At 48.3% G+C, this 15,303-nt stretch carries 13 protein-coding genes; 8 read left to right on the top strand and 5 right to left on the bottom strand.

Annotation, left to right across the window (positions count from 1 at the left end; all coding sequences use genetic code 11):
• Nucleotides 1-119: 119 nt before the first annotated feature.
• Nucleotides 120-2,015: a propionate--CoA ligase gene (locus H8K38_RS05190; protein ID WP_186883720.1), complete on the top strand. Its 1,896-nt coding sequence runs from the start codon at nucleotides 120-122 to the stop codon at nucleotides 2,013-2,015.
• A gap of 73 nt (nucleotides 2,016-2,088) precedes the next feature.
• On the opposite strand, the gene H8K38_RS05185 is transcribed toward H8K38_RS05190, so the two are convergent.
• Nucleotides 2,089-2,970, bottom strand: a complete 882-nt coding sequence (locus tag H8K38_RS05185; RefSeq protein ID WP_186883719.1) for an HDOD domain-containing protein — start codon at nucleotides 2,968-2,970, stop codon at nucleotides 2,089-2,091.
• A 254-nt stretch (nucleotides 2,971-3,224) separates the two neighbouring features.
• Nucleotides 3,225-5,063: a DUF885 family protein gene (locus H8K38_RS05180; RefSeq protein ID WP_186883718.1), complete on the bottom strand. Its 1,839-nt coding sequence runs from the start codon at nucleotides 5,061-5,063 to the stop codon at nucleotides 3,225-3,227.
• A gap of 195 nt (nucleotides 5,064-5,258) precedes the next feature.
• On the opposite strand from H8K38_RS05180, the gene H8K38_RS05175 reads away from it, so the two are divergent.
• Entirely contained in the window at nucleotides 5,259-6,248 is a 990-nt protein-coding gene (locus H8K38_RS05175; protein ID WP_186883717.1) for a fumarylacetoacetate hydrolase family protein, read from the top strand.
• A gap of 115 nt (nucleotides 6,249-6,363) precedes the next feature.
• Here the strand turns inward: H8K38_RS05175 and H8K38_RS05170 are convergent, their stop codons facing one another.
• Nucleotides 6,364-8,571 carry a patatin-like phospholipase family protein gene (locus H8K38_RS05170; protein ID WP_186883716.1) on the bottom strand — a complete coding sequence of 736 codons (2,208 nt, stop codon included), beginning with the start codon at nucleotides 8,569-8,571 and terminating at the stop codon, nucleotides 6,364-6,366.
• A gap of 168 nt (nucleotides 8,572-8,739) precedes the next feature.
• Between H8K38_RS05170 and H8K38_RS05165 the strand changes: the two genes are divergently transcribed.
• The 4 genes from H8K38_RS05165 (at nucleotide 8,740) to H8K38_RS05150 (ending at nucleotide 11,204) form a co-directional block, all read left to right on the top strand.
• Nucleotides 8,740-9,681, top strand: coding sequence for a CysB family HTH-type transcriptional regulator (locus H8K38_RS05165; RefSeq protein WP_186883715.1), 942 nt, complete (start codon nucleotides 8,740-8,742; stop codon nucleotides 9,679-9,681).
• A 95-nt stretch (nucleotides 9,682-9,776) separates the two neighbouring features.
• Complete coding sequence (locus H8K38_RS05160; RefSeq protein WP_186883714.1) at nucleotides 9,777-10,430, top strand: class I SAM-dependent methyltransferase; 654 nt, start codon at nucleotides 9,777-9,779, stop codon at nucleotides 10,428-10,430.
• Nucleotides 10,431-10,517: 87 nt separating this feature from the next.
• Complete coding sequence (locus H8K38_RS05155; protein ID WP_186883713.1) at nucleotides 10,518-10,814, top strand: SCP2 sterol-binding domain-containing protein; 297 nt, start codon at nucleotides 10,518-10,520, stop codon at nucleotides 10,812-10,814.
• Between the two features lie 90 nt (nucleotides 10,815-10,904).
• Entirely contained in the window at nucleotides 10,905-11,204 is a 300-nt protein-coding gene (locus tag H8K38_RS05150) for a 2Fe-2S iron-sulfur cluster-binding protein (protein WP_186883712.1), read from the top strand.
• On the opposite strand, the gene H8K38_RS05145 is transcribed toward H8K38_RS05150, so the two are convergent.
• Nucleotides 11,191-12,219, bottom strand: a complete 1,029-nt coding sequence (locus H8K38_RS05145) for a CapA family protein (protein ID WP_186883711.1) — start codon at nucleotides 12,217-12,219, stop codon at nucleotides 11,191-11,193. The genes H8K38_RS05150 and H8K38_RS05145 overlap by 14 nt on opposite strands.
• Nucleotides 12,216-12,674, bottom strand: coding sequence for a hypothetical protein (locus H8K38_RS05140; RefSeq protein WP_223826895.1), 459 nt, complete (start codon nucleotides 12,672-12,674; stop codon nucleotides 12,216-12,218). The genes H8K38_RS05145 and H8K38_RS05140 overlap by 4 nt, the downstream gene beginning before the upstream one ends.
• A 460-nt stretch (nucleotides 12,675-13,134) precedes the next feature.
• On the opposite strand from H8K38_RS05140, the gene H8K38_RS05135 reads away from it, so the two are divergent.
• Both H8K38_RS05135 and H8K38_RS05130 read left to right on the top strand, forming a co-directional pair.
• Nucleotides 13,135-13,338, top strand: a complete 204-nt coding sequence (locus H8K38_RS05135; protein WP_162021796.1) for a cold-shock protein — start codon at nucleotides 13,135-13,137, stop codon at nucleotides 13,336-13,338.
• 218 nt (nucleotides 13,339-13,556) lie between these two features.
• Complete coding sequence (locus tag H8K38_RS05130) at nucleotides 13,557-15,275, top strand: methyl-accepting chemotaxis protein (RefSeq protein WP_186883710.1); 1,719 nt, start codon at nucleotides 13,557-13,559, stop codon at nucleotides 15,273-15,275.
• The last annotated feature ends 28 nt before the right edge of the window (nucleotides 15,276-15,303 follow it).

The raw sequence follows: 15,303 nt of genomic DNA, 5'->3' as shown, positions 1-15,303 counted from the left end.
AACAATCAGACGCGACCCGTTAAACGGTCGCGTTTTTTCTTGGTCGCTTACATAAAACTTACAGGTTCATTCGCATTTCGCTGACCCGGAATGCAGCACAATAAAAAACAGGAGAGAGTATGTCTTACGCAGCGTTTTATCAGCAATCGATACAAAATCCAGAATCATTCTGGGATGATCAGGCCAAATTGATCGACTGGCACAAACCTTACCAGCAGGTGCTTGATCACAGCCAGCCGCCATTTGCCAAATGGTTTGTCGGCGGTGAAACGAATCTTTGCTATAACGCGGTTGATCGCTGGGTTGCAACGCAGCCGGATAAAGCGGCACTGATTGCGATTTCTACCGAAACCAACACGGAGAAAGTGTATAGCTTTGCTGAGTTGCATCAGGAAGTGCAACGTATGGCGGCCATTATGTTGTCACTGGGCGTGCAGCGCGGTGACCGTGTTCTGATTTATATGCCGATGATTGCCGAGGCCGCGTTTGCGATGCTGGCCTGTGCCCGCATCGGTGCCGTACATTCAGTGGTGTTTGGTGGCTTTGCTTCAAAAAGTCTGGCAACCCGTATTGACGATGCCAAGCCGGTACTGGTTGTATCGGCAGATGCCGGTATGCGTGGCGGTAAGGCTGTTCCATATAAGCCGTTGTTGAATGATGCGATTGAGTTAGCCGAACATAAGCCTGCACATGTGTTGATTGTGAATCGCGGTCTTGATGCAATGACGCTGGTTGCGGGACGCGATGTCGATTACGCGGCATTGCGTGCACAACATATGCAGACACCGGTGCCAGTAACTTGGCTGGAATCAAACGAGATGTCGTATGTGCTGTATACATCGGGAACGACTGGCAAACCGAAAGGCGTGCAGCGCGATGTCGGTGGTTATGCGGTGGCGCTGGCTGCGTCGATGAAGCATATCTATTGCGGCAATGCCGGTGAAACCTACTTTGCGACATCCGATATCGGCTGGGTAGTCGGACATTCTTACATCGTCTATGGCCCGCTGATCGCAGGCATGGCGACGATTATGTACGAGGGCACACCGATTCGTCCTGATGCAGGTATCTGGTGGAGCATCGTTGAAAAATACAAAGTCACGCGCATGTTTTCTGCACCGACAGCGATTCGTGTGCTGAAAAAACATCCGCCTGAACTGATGAAGAAATATGATTTATCTTCGTTGAAGGCTTTGTATCTGGCGGGTGAACCGCTGGATGAAACGACTTCAAGCTGGATTGCGACCGAGCTAGGCGTCCCGATTATCGATAATTACTGGCAGACAGAAACTGGCTGGCCGATTTTGTCGGTTGCCCGCGCCATTGAAAATACGCCGACACGGTTGGGTAGCCCCGGTGTCGCGATGTATGGTTACAACGTTCAGATCATTAATGAAATGACGGGCGCTGAATGCGGCCCGAATGAAAAAGGCGTCGTCGCGATTCGCGGGCCTTTGCCGCCGGGTTGTATGCAAACGGTGTATGGCGATGACCAGCGTTTCGTCAGTACCTATTGGGCAAATTTTGCGCATGAGCAGTTGTATTCGACCTTTGACTGGGGCATTAAAGACGAAGATGGTTATTACTTCATTCTCGGACGTACTGATGATGTGATTAATGTCGCTGGTCATCGTCTTGGTACACGAGAAATCGAAGAGAGTATTTCCAGTCATCCGCAGATTTCTGAAGTTGCTGTGGTCGGTATTGAAGATAAACTCAAAGGGCAGGTTGCTGTCGCCTTCGCGACACTGAAGCATCCTGATGCCGCGACGACGCCAGAGCAAAAGCATGCATTGGAAGCGGAAGTAATGGCTGTTGTAGATAAGCAACTTGGTGCGGTTGCCAGACCATCCCGTGTGTATTTTGTCGGGATGTTGCCTAAAACCCGTTCGGGTAAATTACTGCGTCGTTCGATACAGGCGATTTGCGAGGGCAGGGATGCGGGTGACCTGACAACCATCGAAGATCCGCATTCATTAGCGCAAATCAAGGATGTGGTTGGTCAGAAGGTGTAGTCAGATGTTCTCAGCATAAAAAGAGGTGGATATGCATAGACCGATATCCACCTCTTTTTTTACTGTTGTTGTTTTACACCAGCAAGGCCGATGTCAGGCTGCTGACTTCTTCGTCAGACTCTTCCAGTATGCTGTTGAGCGTGCCGTCGCCGACAACAAAATCGATTTCAGATGCGAATTGTTCTGCTTCCGCATAAGAATTGTAGTCAAAAGGTGATTTTGTTCTGGCCAGCTCATTCGCCAGTAAGATGGTATCGCCCAGCGTTTCTGGCGGCATCGCGCGCAAGCCAAACCACAGCGCCTCCAGCGCTTCGACTACGGTTGGCGGTAGTTGCAGAGTCTGGATGACAGCACGACCAATAATCGCTTCGCTTGAATCACCTTCGTCCTCATCCAGCGGATCTTCAGACACCGATTTTTCGCTTGTTTCTATGATGGGGTATTCGATTTCGAGTAAAGATGGGAATTCTTCGGCACGTGATAACAGATAGAAATTACCGACTTCATGCACGATGCCAGCGAACATCGCTGTCTCTGGATCAACTTTCGTGATTTTGCGTGCAATGACCCGCGACAGGGCGGCAACTTGCGCCGAGTGTTCCCACAACGTGCTGACCATGCCCTGAATACGTCTGTCTTTGCTGCTTCCGGCTAACTGCCGGACCACGATCGACGCCACTATTGCGTTCAGGGTGGCAAACCCAACACGGTTGATCGCTGCTTTCACGTTGTTGACGACATTGCCCCTGCTATACGCTGCAGAGTTTGCCGTTGCCACCACGCGTGCCGCCAGCAGCGGCTCATTCAGTACCAGCCTGGCAGCAAGATCTGCTGAACATTCGGGGTCTTTGATCGCTTGTTGAATTTTTACGGAAGCCGCGATATTCGTAGGGAATACCAGGTCGCCGTTGTTGGCTTGTTCAACAATGTATTTAAGCGCTGTGGATCTGTTCATCGCAGAGGTCATGTTGGTTAAACGTCGCTGATGTTTCCGGTTTGCGTTTGCCTGCTACACCACCGGAGAAAGAAAACTCGATTTACTGCTTCTGTCACCGTTGCTGTGGCTCAGCCCCAAATACCATTCATTACATTGTAAGTGTTAATTTTAACAATGAAGTTATGAGGCAATGAATATCATTGCCTCATTCTGCTCGACTTGACACTGAAGGTCAATCAAGCTTCTGTAAAAATACGTAAATGTTTCTTCGTTTATTTCATTTGCTTCTGATCATTGATCCACTTCAATACCTTTGTTTCAAGCAAGGACAGTGGCAGCGTGCCGTCGCTCAGTACGACATTGTGGAAACGTCGCAAATCAAAACGATCGCCTAGTGCCGCCTGAGCTTTCTGGCGTAACTCCATGATTTTGAGTGAACCTATCTTATATCCTAATGCCTGACCTGGCCACGCCATATAGCGTTCTATGCATTGGCGTGAAACGGCCTCACTGTATCCCAGTGTCTGTTGCAAATATTGGATTCCCTGTTCGCGGGTCCAGCCTTTGGCGTGCATGCCGGTATCGACAACCAGTCTGGTCGCGCGCAGCATTTCATCACTCAGGTGACCGTAATAGGCCGCAGGGTCATTTTCAAACAAACCCATTTCACGCCCCAGGGTCTCTGCATAAAGCGCCCAGCCTTCTGTGTAGGCATTATTACCACCGACCTTACGGAATTTTGGTACATCTAACTCTTGTAAGGTCGCCAGATGAAAATGATGTCCCGGTTGCCCTTCGTGCAGGAATAAGGTTTTCATTCCTGTGGTGGCGTAATCCTCAGGCTTATTGATAACCGCCCAGAATACGCCGGGCCGAGAGCCATCAATGGCCGGCGCTGTGTAGTGATCGGATGCTGTTGCGCGGCTGATTTCTGGTTCAGGGCGAATTTCCAATGCTGCTTTTGGCGTTTTCTCAAAGAATTCCGGCAGCTTTTGTCTGACAATGCCATCAATCGCAATATAAGCGTCGAGCACTTCTTTTTCGGTTTTGAATGGGCGGTAGCTTGTTTGCGCTTCCATCCATTCAGGCAGGGATTCAGGTTTGCCCTGATAACCGAGTTTTGGCCCAAGTATTGCGTATTCGCGCTGGATGCGGGCGACTTCTTTAAGGCCGGTCGCATGAATTTGTTCTGGTGTCAGGCGCGTTGTCGTCTGATCTTCAACCCATGCCTGATACCACTGTGCGCCACCCGGCAATGCACTCCACCCTGTGCTGTCACGGCTTGCAGGTAGATACTCGTCTTTCAGGAATTGATTAAAGCGGCGTAGTGCTGGTAATACTTGTTCTTGTATCGCGGATTGATAGTCTTTACTCAGACGCAGTTTGTCTGCCTCTGTAAATTCACCCGGAAAATTTTTAACCGGAAGATAGTATGGATGTTCCGTTGCCTGATCTGTTACCAGTTGCGCGAACTGAGGCAACATCGAAATTACCAGCGTTTTTGGCAGCACGATCTTACGACGCATTCCTTCGCGCATATTGGTGCTCGCCTGTTGCAACCATTCTGGCAACTGCCGGATCCGGTTCAGATAGTTGTCGTATTGGGGAACAGTCTTCAACAATTGCGCACTTTGTCCACTGGCGAAATGTGCCAGCGTCAGCGGCACGTTGTCCATTTGATTTACTGGCATGAGCCTGTCGTCAAATTTCGACATGCGAATTGCGGCTGCGATTTCAAATTGCAGGCAATCATAAGTGACCTGGTCAGGTGTGCTCAGCGCATTGCGCCGGATAGCCGACAGTGCTTTTGATATCTGGCTTAACTGGGCTATTTGTTTTGCCTTGATTGCCGGATTTAATGTCTGAGGCAATTTGTCGTCATAGCGGCTGTCGCCGTTATAGGTCGCGGCTATCGGTTCAAATTTAGCCTGGATTTCGTAATAACGCTCTGCCAGTGCCGCCAGTTTTTTTGCTGCCGTGACGGAATGCTTGGCGCGCGTTGGCGCTGTTGCCGAAGATGGCAGATCCTGTGCGTACGTTAAAGATATTTCGCTACCCAGGCAGCTGATGCTGAGAGCGAGCACTGTTAAAGAGATTGAACGACGTAACATGTGATGATGTCCTGAAAAATAGTATGTGCCAGCGCTTTCAGTAGTAATTGATGTTTCAACTGGCGAGTCTGCCCGCTATTTTATGTCAGCACTTGACTTTGTTCCGAGTAATTTATTGTCATCACCGTGCTGACTTATTTCTCTGAAACTTCTTCAGGTAAAATCAGGCTTAACCGAATTACCTCAGGAATGTTGATGAAGCTTGCTACTCTTAAAGATGGATCGCGTGACGGGCAATTAGTGGTCGTGGCCAGGGATTTAAAAACAGCCTGCATCGCGGACGGTATTGCGCCAACACTGCAGCGTGCGCTGGACGATTGGAATTTCATTGCTCCCCAACTCGGTGAGTTGTATGACAGATTAAACGCTGGCAGAGCGGTGAATAGTTTTGAGTTTGAGCCGCAGAATTGCATGGCTCCGTTGCCACGCGCTTTTCAATGGGCGGATGGTTCATCGTATGTGAATCACGTTGAGCTGGTGCGCAAAGCCCGAAATGCTGAAATGCCGGATAGTTTTTGGCATGATCCTTTGATGTATCAGGGCGGCAGTGATGATTTTATAGGGCCTTGCGATGACATCGTTACGCGCTCAGCGGAATGGGGAATTGATTTTGAAAGTGAAATCGCGGTCATCACTGGCGACGTACCAATGGGCGTGAAAGTGCAGCATGCAGGTGAAGCGATACGCTTACTGATGCTGGTGAACGACGTCTCGCTGCGGAATCTGATTCCGGCTGAACTGGCAAAAGGATTCGGTTTTTTGCAGTCTAAGCCCGCGACCAGTTTTTCTCCGGTAGCGGTAACGCCTGATGAATTGGGTGACGCATGGAAGGATGGGAAAGTCCATCTGCCGCTGAGATCCAGCTGGAACGGCAATCTTGTCGGGCAGCCTAATGCAGGCGTGGATATGGTGTTTTCTTTCCCGCAATTGATTACCCATTTGTGTAAAACACGGAATGTGCGAGCCGGTTCCATCGTCGGTTCGGGAACTGTATCGAATAAGGATGCGGCAAAGGGATATAGCTGTATCGCTGAAAAACGTGCACTGGAGATGATCGCAACCGGTGAGCCCCTGACGCCATTCATGCAATATGGCGACAGCATTAAAATCGAAATGCTGGATAAGAATGGAAAATCAATTTTTGGTGCGATTGATCAAAGTGTTGTTGAGGCGGACGGAGTCTGATATACCGCTTGTTTCTTGAGTAAGAACTGCGTGGTCAGTAAACTTGCGCCATCTGTTTTAATACACTTTCTCGAATAAAAAAAACAGCGATGCCGTATAGCATCGCTGTTTTTCATTATTGCCTGCCCAGCTGAAAGAAAATATTTCTTGCGCCATTCTGCCCGAAAGCAAAGCCAAGGTAGATAGGGCCGATAAAGCTGTTAAATCCGGCAAACAGACTCATGCTTTTACGTAAAGAGGCAGCTGTTATTTCTTTGCTGGTGTTCCAGGTATTGCCAGCTTCTAATGATGTGCCGAGGAACAGGCTTTGTCCCGCCATTTCAAAATTCACAGCACGTAATAAATAAGTGGCGCTCCCATACAGCATGTAGTTGCCGCTGAACTGGTCAGGCTGATATGCGGATAGCTTTTGAAAACCGCCGAGCATAGAACCTATTCCCCGGATTTGCGCATCGTTCTGAAATAAACCCGCTGCGCTGAGTTTCAGATTGACGCTATGGTTGTTGACGCTCTTGGCCCATATCGCATTCAGGTTCAGTTCCTGATATGTTTTCTTCGGGCTGTTTAAGCCAACAAACAGGCTACTGTCGAATTTGTAGCCTTCACGTGGAAAACTGGGGTCGCTGAGCTGATCGATGATGACGCTGGTTTTGATGCCTACCTGCTGCAAGTCGGCGCTGGGCAGGCTGCCATTTGTCTGACTACCATCCAGATTATTGATAAGTAAGCCGCCGAGCTTAGGACGAACGCTGTAACTATTAAAATTCACGCCGACCCGGGCTTCGCCCAGAACGCTTTGTTCGCCGATACGGAAGGCGAGATCAACGCCAGCCTTTTCCGATCGCAAAGTGTATTCTGCGAGTCTGACATTGTCTTTATAGTAGTTCAGCGTATTTTCGTTGTAGGCAAGATAGGGTGAGACATACATGCCCTCACGTTCAAAAAGAGGCTGACGCAATTCTGTGCGCAAGTTGATCATATTGCCGAATTCGATATCATTTCGCCATTCAAGACCACTTGCTGTCAGCCAAGGGCGACGATGGCCTACTTGCAGTCTGTATCCGCCTGCGCCTTCAAAACCGCTGGAGAGGCTCAGGCCGAAACGCAGGAAGTGTGGCCCCCAGTTCCGTCCCGTTGCGTTGATGCGTATGCCATATTCGTCACCACGCTGAACGAGTTCGTGGTTGATACTGTCAAATTCACGCGCATTATTCAGGATGGCGAGTTTGCGATTGATTTCTTCAGCGTCGTACATTGTGCCGACTTTAATCGATAACTGACGCCGGATGTCGCTCTCAGGGATCGCACCGTTGGTTTCGATGTCAACAAATCCTATGCGCAGCGGGGGAAGTTGCGGATTCAGACGCAGTTGCTGGGTAGCTGTATGCAGATGATCTGGCAACTGTAATGCGACAAGTTTGGCGGCGATATTCTGTGTTGCTTTCTCACCGATGGCCGTGGCTTCTTTTGAACGGTCAAAATCCATGAAGCCGATATTACCCAACTGAGGTTCAATCAGAACGTCTTCCGGGCGGAGCAGGCCTTTTTGCACGTTGACGTTTTGTTCGGTCAGGATATTCACCATCTGCTGGCTGACATTGAACAAAGTTTGTAGCTGATCTCTTGGCATTAATGGCGTGCCGATATTCACCGCAATGATGATATCTGCACCCATATCTCGCGCAATATCAACTGGCAGGTTGCGAACCAGGCCACCGTCGGATAATAATTTCCCGTCTATTTCTATCGGTGCAAAAACGCCGGGCGCAGCCATGCTGGCGCGCACCGCTTTGTGCAATGAGCCTTTGTTGAAGACGATCATTTTTCCGGTTTCGAGATCAGTTGCAACAGCTCTGAATGGAATTGGCAGGTTATCAAAGTTGATATCGGGTGGCAGGTGGGCGGTCCAGTTTTGCAACAGCTCCTGAAACTGACTGGCTTGCACAACACCTGCAGGCAACTTGACACCGTTCGCACTCAGTCCCAGGGTGGCGCCCAGTGGATATTGCTCGTCTTCTTCTCGGACGGACTGTGGCAGAAGGCGGCGATCAACCCGGTCGAGCGCGATATCATTGAGTTTCAGGCTTGCCAGTCTTTTTTCTATTTCTGTGGCAGGCAGGCCTGCCGCATACAGACCGCCGACAACCGCACCCATGCTGGTTCCTGCAATGCAGTCTATGGGAATATGCATTACTTCCAGTTGTTTTAACACGCCGATATGCGCAAAACCACGGGCACCGCCACCGGATAATACCAGGCATATTTTAGGTGCTTTGGTTTGCAGATGCTGCACGGTAGTGCTTTCTGCGCGTGCATCATGCATACTTAAAATGAGGTTTGCCCACGAAAGTAAACTGATAAAAAGCAGTTTCCAACAAAATGAAAGTCGATTGAGCATGGAATTCTTGTCTTGGTCTCTATATACTGCTGGAAGTATATCAACTTAGCTTTTTTAAATTTAAAAGCATAAGCCAACTATTTAGCGCTCCCCATGAACTTACATCAATTACGTTTTGTACGAGAAGCCGTCAGGCAGAATTTTAATCTGACTGAGGCGGCGAAAGCTTTATTTACTTCGCAACCAGGTGTTTCAAAGGCAATTATCGAGTTGGAAGAAGAGTTGGGGGTTGATATATTTACCCGCCATGGCAAGCGGATACGTGGTTTGACTGAGCCCGGTCGGGCGGTGTTGAAATCGGTAGAACTGATCATGCAAGAGATCGATGGTCTCAAGCGCATAGGCAAGGAATACGCAGCGCAGGATAGCGGCAGCTTTACCATCGCCACAACGCATACTCAGGCACGTTATGCCTTACCCAAGGTGGTGCAGGCGTTTATGCAAAAGTATCCAAAGGTGCGTTTGTCTTTGTTGCAGGGCAATCCCAAGCAGATTGCTGAGATGGTCATGCGCGATCAGGCCGATCTCGTCATTGCAACAGAGTCTATCTCTGGTTTTGATGGCTTAATCTCTTTGCCTTGCTATCAGTGGGAGCACGTGGTAATCGTGCCGCCCGAACATCCTTTGTTAAAACTAAAGAATGTGACGCTGGAAGAGATAGCACACTATCCGCTGGTGACTTATGACTCGGCTTTCGCGGGACGCAGCAAAATTGATCACGCATTTCAGCTGCGGGATTTAAAACCCGATGTATTGCTGGAGGCGATCGATGCCGATGTGATTAAGACCTATGTTGAATTAGGTATGGGCATCGGTATTATTGCCGGTATGGCTTTTGATGCCGAGCGTGATAAGCATCTGCGGGCAATCCCGGTTGGTCATTTGTTTGGTATGAATGTATCCCGGGTCGCGATCAAGCAGGGCGCTTATTTGCGCAGCTATATTTACACCTTTATTGAATTGCTGAATCCGACTCTGACACGCAAGATGGTCGATAGCGTTTTGCAAGGCAATAAAGATAATTACGATTTGTGATTCTCGCACCGAGATTTTCTGTCCCCGGATGGTCTGAAGTGAAGTCCGTGAAGCGGGATGAGTTGTTAAAAAAATTGACTAGATTAGAAATAAGTATGATTGAAAACACCATGCGTGATTATTATGCTCAGCGCGCCAACACTCTTGAGCAGATTTACCAGCATCCTGAACGTCAGCAGGATTTGCTGGATATGCAGCAACGCATTGCTGACCTATTGAAAAACCATAAAGTAATCGAAGCGGCTTGCGGTACCGGTTACTGGACAGAAAAATATGCCCCATCTGCTGAGTCTGTATATGCGACCGACGTGAATCAGGGGATGCTGGATATTGCGCAGACCAAGAGTTACCCTTCCGATAAAGTTCATTTCGGTATTGCGGATGTGTTCGATTTGCCAGAAGCCAAAACAGGTGCATACACTGCGTGTTTTGCTGGTTTTTTATGGTCGCACATCAAGCGCGAACAGCAGACTGATTTAATGGCAAAGTTGAGTCGGGGGGCAGGTAAGGGTAGTTTGCTGGTATTGATAGACAATATTTACGTAGAGGGTAGCAGTACGCCGATTGCGCGTACTGATGCTGAGGGGAATACCTATCAACTCCGCACGCAGGAAGACGGTAGCCGGGTTGAGATAGTAAAAAATTTTCCGACTGACAGTGCGTTGCGGAAAAAATTTGCACCGACTGTTCGGGATATTCGAATTTACAGAAATGAGCACTACTGGTTGCTTAGTTGCATCCTTAAGTGACAGGCTGCTATTCTAGTATTGATCCTCCATTGTTTCCCGATTCTTTCCTATGCTACATTGCGGGTCATTTCAATAAAAGGAGCAGACATGGATTTGCAAGCTTGCACAGAAACGATACGTTCTAAAGTTGGTGATAACAGTGGACTGAACGCTACTTTGAAATTCGATTGCGGTGCCGATGGCGTCGTTTTCGTTGATGCAGTCGCATCCCCAAACACTGTCTCCAATGAAAACAAAGAAGCCTCCTGCACGATCACGATTGCATTGGCTGATTTAGCCGCATTGCTGACCGGACAGTTAAATCCTATGAATGGCTTTATGATGGGTAAACTGAAAGTGGCGGGCGATATGGGTGTGGCTATGCGTTTGCAAACCGTCGTCTAAGACCCAGCGGGCAAGTTCGTTTTGCCAGACAGAGCCGCAGATCGTTATTGATGCTGCGGCTTTTTTTATGTTGTGGCGAACGAGGTGAATATGGATGAAGTCAAAAGCAGGCAAATCAAAGTGCAACCATCAGGCTGGCAATGTGCTGCCGGACCTGGCGACAGCTTGCTGGAGGCTGCCTTGTTGTCCGGGGTGCGTTTGCCTAATTCATGTCGAAACGGAACCTGTCGGACCTGTATGTGTAAGCTGCTGCAAGGTTCCGTTTCTTATCGGATAGAGTGGCCGGGTTTGAGCGCAGACGAAAAATCAGAAGGATGGATACTTCCATGCGTTGCCCTCGCCGAAAGTGATGTCACTCTTGATGCTCCTGGTGCCGTTAAGGTTTTGTAGTGGAGATGAAATCGGTTTTGGCATTGCTGCAAAGTTTGATGCTCGCATCTCCCTGCTGCCAGCAAGGTGTTGTAGCTTCTGGTGCCGGAATGGGGACGCCGTCCGGATTGATTTTTGCCAGCCGCGTATCCCACGCCTTGATACCGGATTTGTTGAACTCCAGCCTGGTTATCCAGCCGCGAGTCTGTGGCTCATTGTCTAATTCATCGATGACGAAATTGCCAAGGCTGTAAATAATTGGTTTGCCTTTGTATTGTTCGGCTTCCTGAATAACGTGTGGATGTCCGCCGATAACAGCGTCAGCGCCTGCATCGATCATCAGATGGGCCAGTTGCTGTTGACGCGCAGTCGAATGCTTGTCATTTTCCCAGCCCCAGTGCATAAATGGGATAACCAGATCGGCGCCGGATTCGGTGCGCGCTTTCCGTATGTCTGCAACCACCTGTTCATCTTCGCTCCAGGCAACACCGGCTTCGCTGGCAGTCGCTTCAAAGCTGCGCGGCATGAATTCGTTGTATCCCAGAAGTGCAATTTTCAGGCCATTTTTTTCTATCAGTAAAGGTGTGTGTGCTTCGTGCAGGTGACGTCCGCCACCGAAGTATTTCACTTGATATTGATTCAGATGGTTGAGCATCTCGGCGAACGCTTCGCGGCCAAAATCGCCGGAATGATTATTGGCAATCGAGACCGCATCAAAATGCCGGCGCAAGGTAGCGAGTGTTTTTGGTGCTGCACGGAAGGTGAAATTCTTATCTGCCGCCCGACCAGATGTAGCAACGACACACTCAAGGTTGGCAACCCTGATGTCCGTTGTTTTGAATATGTCGGAAAATGGTGCCAGCGGATCCTTCCCCTCGGCGATCATTTTTCCCGGTATGCCATCAAGAACGATATCGCCCGCAAAGAGAATACTGACACTATTATTTTTCTCGTTCGCATGCGCTTGTTGCAGCAGGACGGTCAGTGTAAGGGATGCCGCGAGGATTTTTTTTACAGTGGAGAGGCGGAATATCATGGTTGTTTATCTTCCAGCGTGCATTGATATTGCAATTCGCGTTCGACATCACCTGCATAAATAGAATTCTTCGGCGTGAATGGCGTTTCTTGTTTACTTAACTGAAATGGCGGGTAGTAAGTTGCCTGATGAATCGGAACGTCGGCAGACCTTGTTTGGAAAAACGCATATAGCTTGATGTAATTGATGGCGCTGGCGCTACCGTTCATCACTGCTTTAAATTTAAAACGTCCATTGATATCGACCGACTCAACGGAGTAGGGATCGTTGGTTACTCCTGTTTCGATGAGTTGTGTGCTACCGGCGTAGCCCACCACGCAACGTAACCATGGCGTCGCATGGGCATTGACGGACGCTGTGCATAAGCAAATTAAAAAAAACGATGCAGAAAACAAGCGTTGATAATATTGATAATGGCCGTTGCTTTGGATTGTTATAGGTTTCTTTTGTCTCATGTTGACGGCACTTTTGATTAAAAAAATGGAAAAGCATTATTGCAGCGATTGGTAAGATTGCAAAGAGGCCAGTCGTTTCCGTTTTTCGCTGCCATGTTCGGGAAGACTGAGTGCATGCGCTTCAGCTTTTGATGCGAAATAAATGGTATTGTGACCATTTTGATCATTGACTCTTTCCGGACTCGCCCGTTATTTTTCTGCGCCGTGATGATGTTTTAGTTTTTTGCCGTTGCTGTGTACGAAAAGGCTGTGGCGTGTACCTCATAGTGGCGAAAAAAGACCAAAAATGAGGATAATTCTCGTTAATCACATTTTTATTTTACTTTCTCTCAAAAATTGTGCGTATAATCAGATAGTCGTTGAGATTCAAAGTGGTAGTGCAGTATCAGTCTGTCATTTCTTACTTGGTTGAAACGATTTACCGGGCACATGCCCACATTAACTGAAATAGGAAATAGTAATGGCAACAGGTATTGTTAAATGGTTCAATGATTCTAAAGGTTTTGGTTTCATTACTCCAGACGAAGGTGGTGAAGATTTGTTTGCTCACTTCTCTGCAATCGTATCCTCCGGCTTCAAATCTTTGAAAGAAAACCAACGCGTTTCTTTCGAAGTAACGACAGGCCCTAAAGGCAAACAAGCTTCTAACATTCAACCTCTGTAATTCAGACGTTAAATGGCTTTATAAGCCTTGTTGTAAAAGTCCCCGATTCGTCGGGGATTTTTTTTGTCTTTTTTAAAAAAAGTCAGTCGCTAAACTGCGATAAGGACTTTATACTTCGATTACCGACAAAAGAAAATGTTGTCTTCAATCAACACATTTCCTCTCAATTTTTGTATTCTTCTTTGAACCTATTCGGGCATAAAAAAGGAAATTAAATAATGTTCAATTTAACGATTCGATTGCGGCTCATTGGTACTATGGGAGTGATGGCAATTATGCTGACCATAGGTGGATTGATGGGTATCTATGGTGTGCATAATAGTAATACCGTAATCAAGGAGTTATTTACGAATCAGCTCCCTTCGGTTCAGGCATTGAGTGAGGCAAGAGACCATTTGTTAAGATCGCGGGTTGTCGTGGATCGGGCGATTGCTCATCCTGATAGTGCTACGCTCGCCGCCACAGTAGCGCGTGCCGAAGAGTTCTTAAAGAAATCTGATGAAGCGTGGAACAAATATCAGAGTTTGCCGCAAGATGCCGAAGAGAAAAAAATTGCCGATACGGCAGCTTCGACGCGCGAGCAGTTTCTCAAAAATGCTTATCTGCCTTTGCTGGCGGCATTGAAAGCAGGTAACACAGAAGAGGCTGATAAGCTGAACGTTGCAAACGTACCAAAATTGTTTACAGCGTATTCGGATGATGTTGGCAAGCTGGCTGTGTATCAGTTCAATTCATCCTCGTCACTGCTGGCGCAGAGTGAAAAAGAGTTCACGATATTTGTTTGGGTTGACGTACTTGGCGTAATGGCTGGTCTGGTTGGTGTATTCATTTCGGCGTATCTGTTGCTGCGTGCAATTTCTCATCCTTTACGTTTTACCCTCAAACAGTTTGATGCTATTGGTAATGGCGATTTGTCACATCAGATTAAGCCTGATTCGAAAGATGAAATGGGGCAGTTGTTAGCTGGCTTGGAAAATATGCGTCAAAGCCTGATTCAGACGGTGACTGTAGTGCGTCAGGGTAGTAGCTCGATTGCCTTGTCTGCGGATGAAATCGCTACTGGCAATATGGATTTATCTTCCCGCACCGAGCAACAGGCCGCGAGCTTGGAGGAAACAGCATCGTCAATGGAAGAGCTGACATCCACGGTGCAGCAGAATGCTGACAATGCGCGTCAGGCGAACACTTTGGCAGTCGCTGCCTCGCAGGTGGCGACCCGTGGCGGACAAGTTGTGGGTGACGTTGTGCATACGATGTCATCGATCAAAGATAGCTCGAAAAAAATTGTCGATATTATTGGTGTTATTGATGGTATTGCCTTCCAGACCAATATTCTGGCGCTGAATGCTGCAGTGGAAGCGGCTCGTGCCGGCGAACAGGGGAGAGGTTTCGCGGTGGTGGCAACCGAGGTGCGTAATCTGGCACAACGTTCCGCTGGTGCTGCGAAAGAAATTAAAACACTGATTGCAGATTCGGTTGATAAGGTTGAAGCAGGCACACGCCTGGTGGATGATGCCGGTAAGACGATGGATGAAATCGTATCTTCTATTCAAAGTGTTGCCGATATTATGGCTGAAATTACTGCGGCCAGCGCAGAGCAACGCGATGGTATTCAACAGGTAAATCAGGCAATTACAAAAATGGACGAGGCGACTCAGCAAAATGCGGCGCTGGTTGAAGAGGCCGCTGCCGCTGCAGGCAGTATGCGTGATCAGGCAAATAATCTGAATCAGGCCGTAGGTATTTTTAAACTGCAGGAAAATACGGCAGGTACGCCGCACAGGTCTGCTGCTCCGGCCGCATCCCGTCCAGTTGTGAAGCCTGCACCGGCATCTGCTCCAGTCGCAAAAGTTACCAAAGTTGCTGCAATTCCGGCAGCTTCTAATTCGCAAAAAGTCAGTAAGCAAGCGAAAGAAGATGATTGGGAAGAGTTTTAATCTGCATTGAACGATGGAAAAAACGGGC

Source organism: Undibacterium sp. FT79W (genome assembly GCF_014284215.1).
GTDB classification, from domain to species: Bacteria; Pseudomonadota; Gammaproteobacteria; order Burkholderiales; family Burkholderiaceae_D; genus Undibacterium; species Undibacterium aquatile.
The sequence above is the reverse complement of the archived record's forward strand: the minus strand, read 5'-3'. Positions and strand labels throughout refer to the sequence as shown.

What these genes read in the sequence shown, in the direction of transcription:
- H8K38_RS05190 (WP_186883720.1), top strand. Translation starts at nt 120, where the DNA reads ATGTCTTACGCAGCGTTTTATCAGCAATCGATACAAAATCCAGAATCA.
- H8K38_RS05185 (WP_186883719.1), bottom strand. Translation starts at nt 2,970, where the DNA reads ATGAACAGATCCACAGCGCTTAAATACATTGTTGAACAAGCCAACAAC.
- H8K38_RS05180 (WP_186883718.1), bottom strand. Translation starts at nt 5,063, where the DNA reads ATGTTACGTCGTTCAATCTCTTTAACAGTGCTCGCTCTCAGCATCAGC.
- H8K38_RS05175 (WP_186883717.1), top strand. Translation starts at nt 5,259, where the DNA reads ATGAAGCTTGCTACTCTTAAAGATGGATCGCGTGACGGGCAATTAGTG.
- H8K38_RS05170 (WP_186883716.1), bottom strand. Translation starts at nt 8,571, where the DNA reads ATGCATGATGCACGCGCAGAAAGCACTACCGTGCAGCATCTGCAAACC.
- H8K38_RS05165 (WP_186883715.1), top strand. Translation starts at nt 8,740, where the DNA reads ATGAACTTACATCAATTACGTTTTGTACGAGAAGCCGTCAGGCAGAAT.
- H8K38_RS05160 (WP_186883714.1), top strand. Translation starts at nt 9,777, where the DNA reads ATGATTGAAAACACCATGCGTGATTATTATGCTCAGCGCGCCAACACT.
- H8K38_RS05155 (WP_186883713.1), top strand. Translation starts at nt 10,518, where the DNA reads ATGGATTTGCAAGCTTGCACAGAAACGATACGTTCTAAAGTTGGTGAT.
- H8K38_RS05150 (WP_186883712.1), top strand. Translation starts at nt 10,905, where the DNA reads ATGGATGAAGTCAAAAGCAGGCAAATCAAAGTGCAACCATCAGGCTGG.
- H8K38_RS05145 (WP_186883711.1), bottom strand. Translation starts at nt 12,219, where the DNA reads ATGATATTCCGCCTCTCCACTGTAAAAAAAATCCTCGCGGCATCCCTT.
- H8K38_RS05140 (WP_223826895.1), bottom strand. Translation starts at nt 12,674, where the DNA reads ATGAGACAAAAGAAACCTATAACAATCCAAAGCAACGGCCATTATCAA.
- H8K38_RS05135 (WP_162021796.1), top strand. Translation starts at nt 13,135, where the DNA reads ATGGCAACAGGTATTGTTAAATGGTTCAATGATTCTAAAGGTTTTGGT.
- H8K38_RS05130 (WP_186883710.1), top strand. Translation starts at nt 13,557, where the DNA reads ATGTTCAATTTAACGATTCGATTGCGGCTCATTGGTACTATGGGAGTG.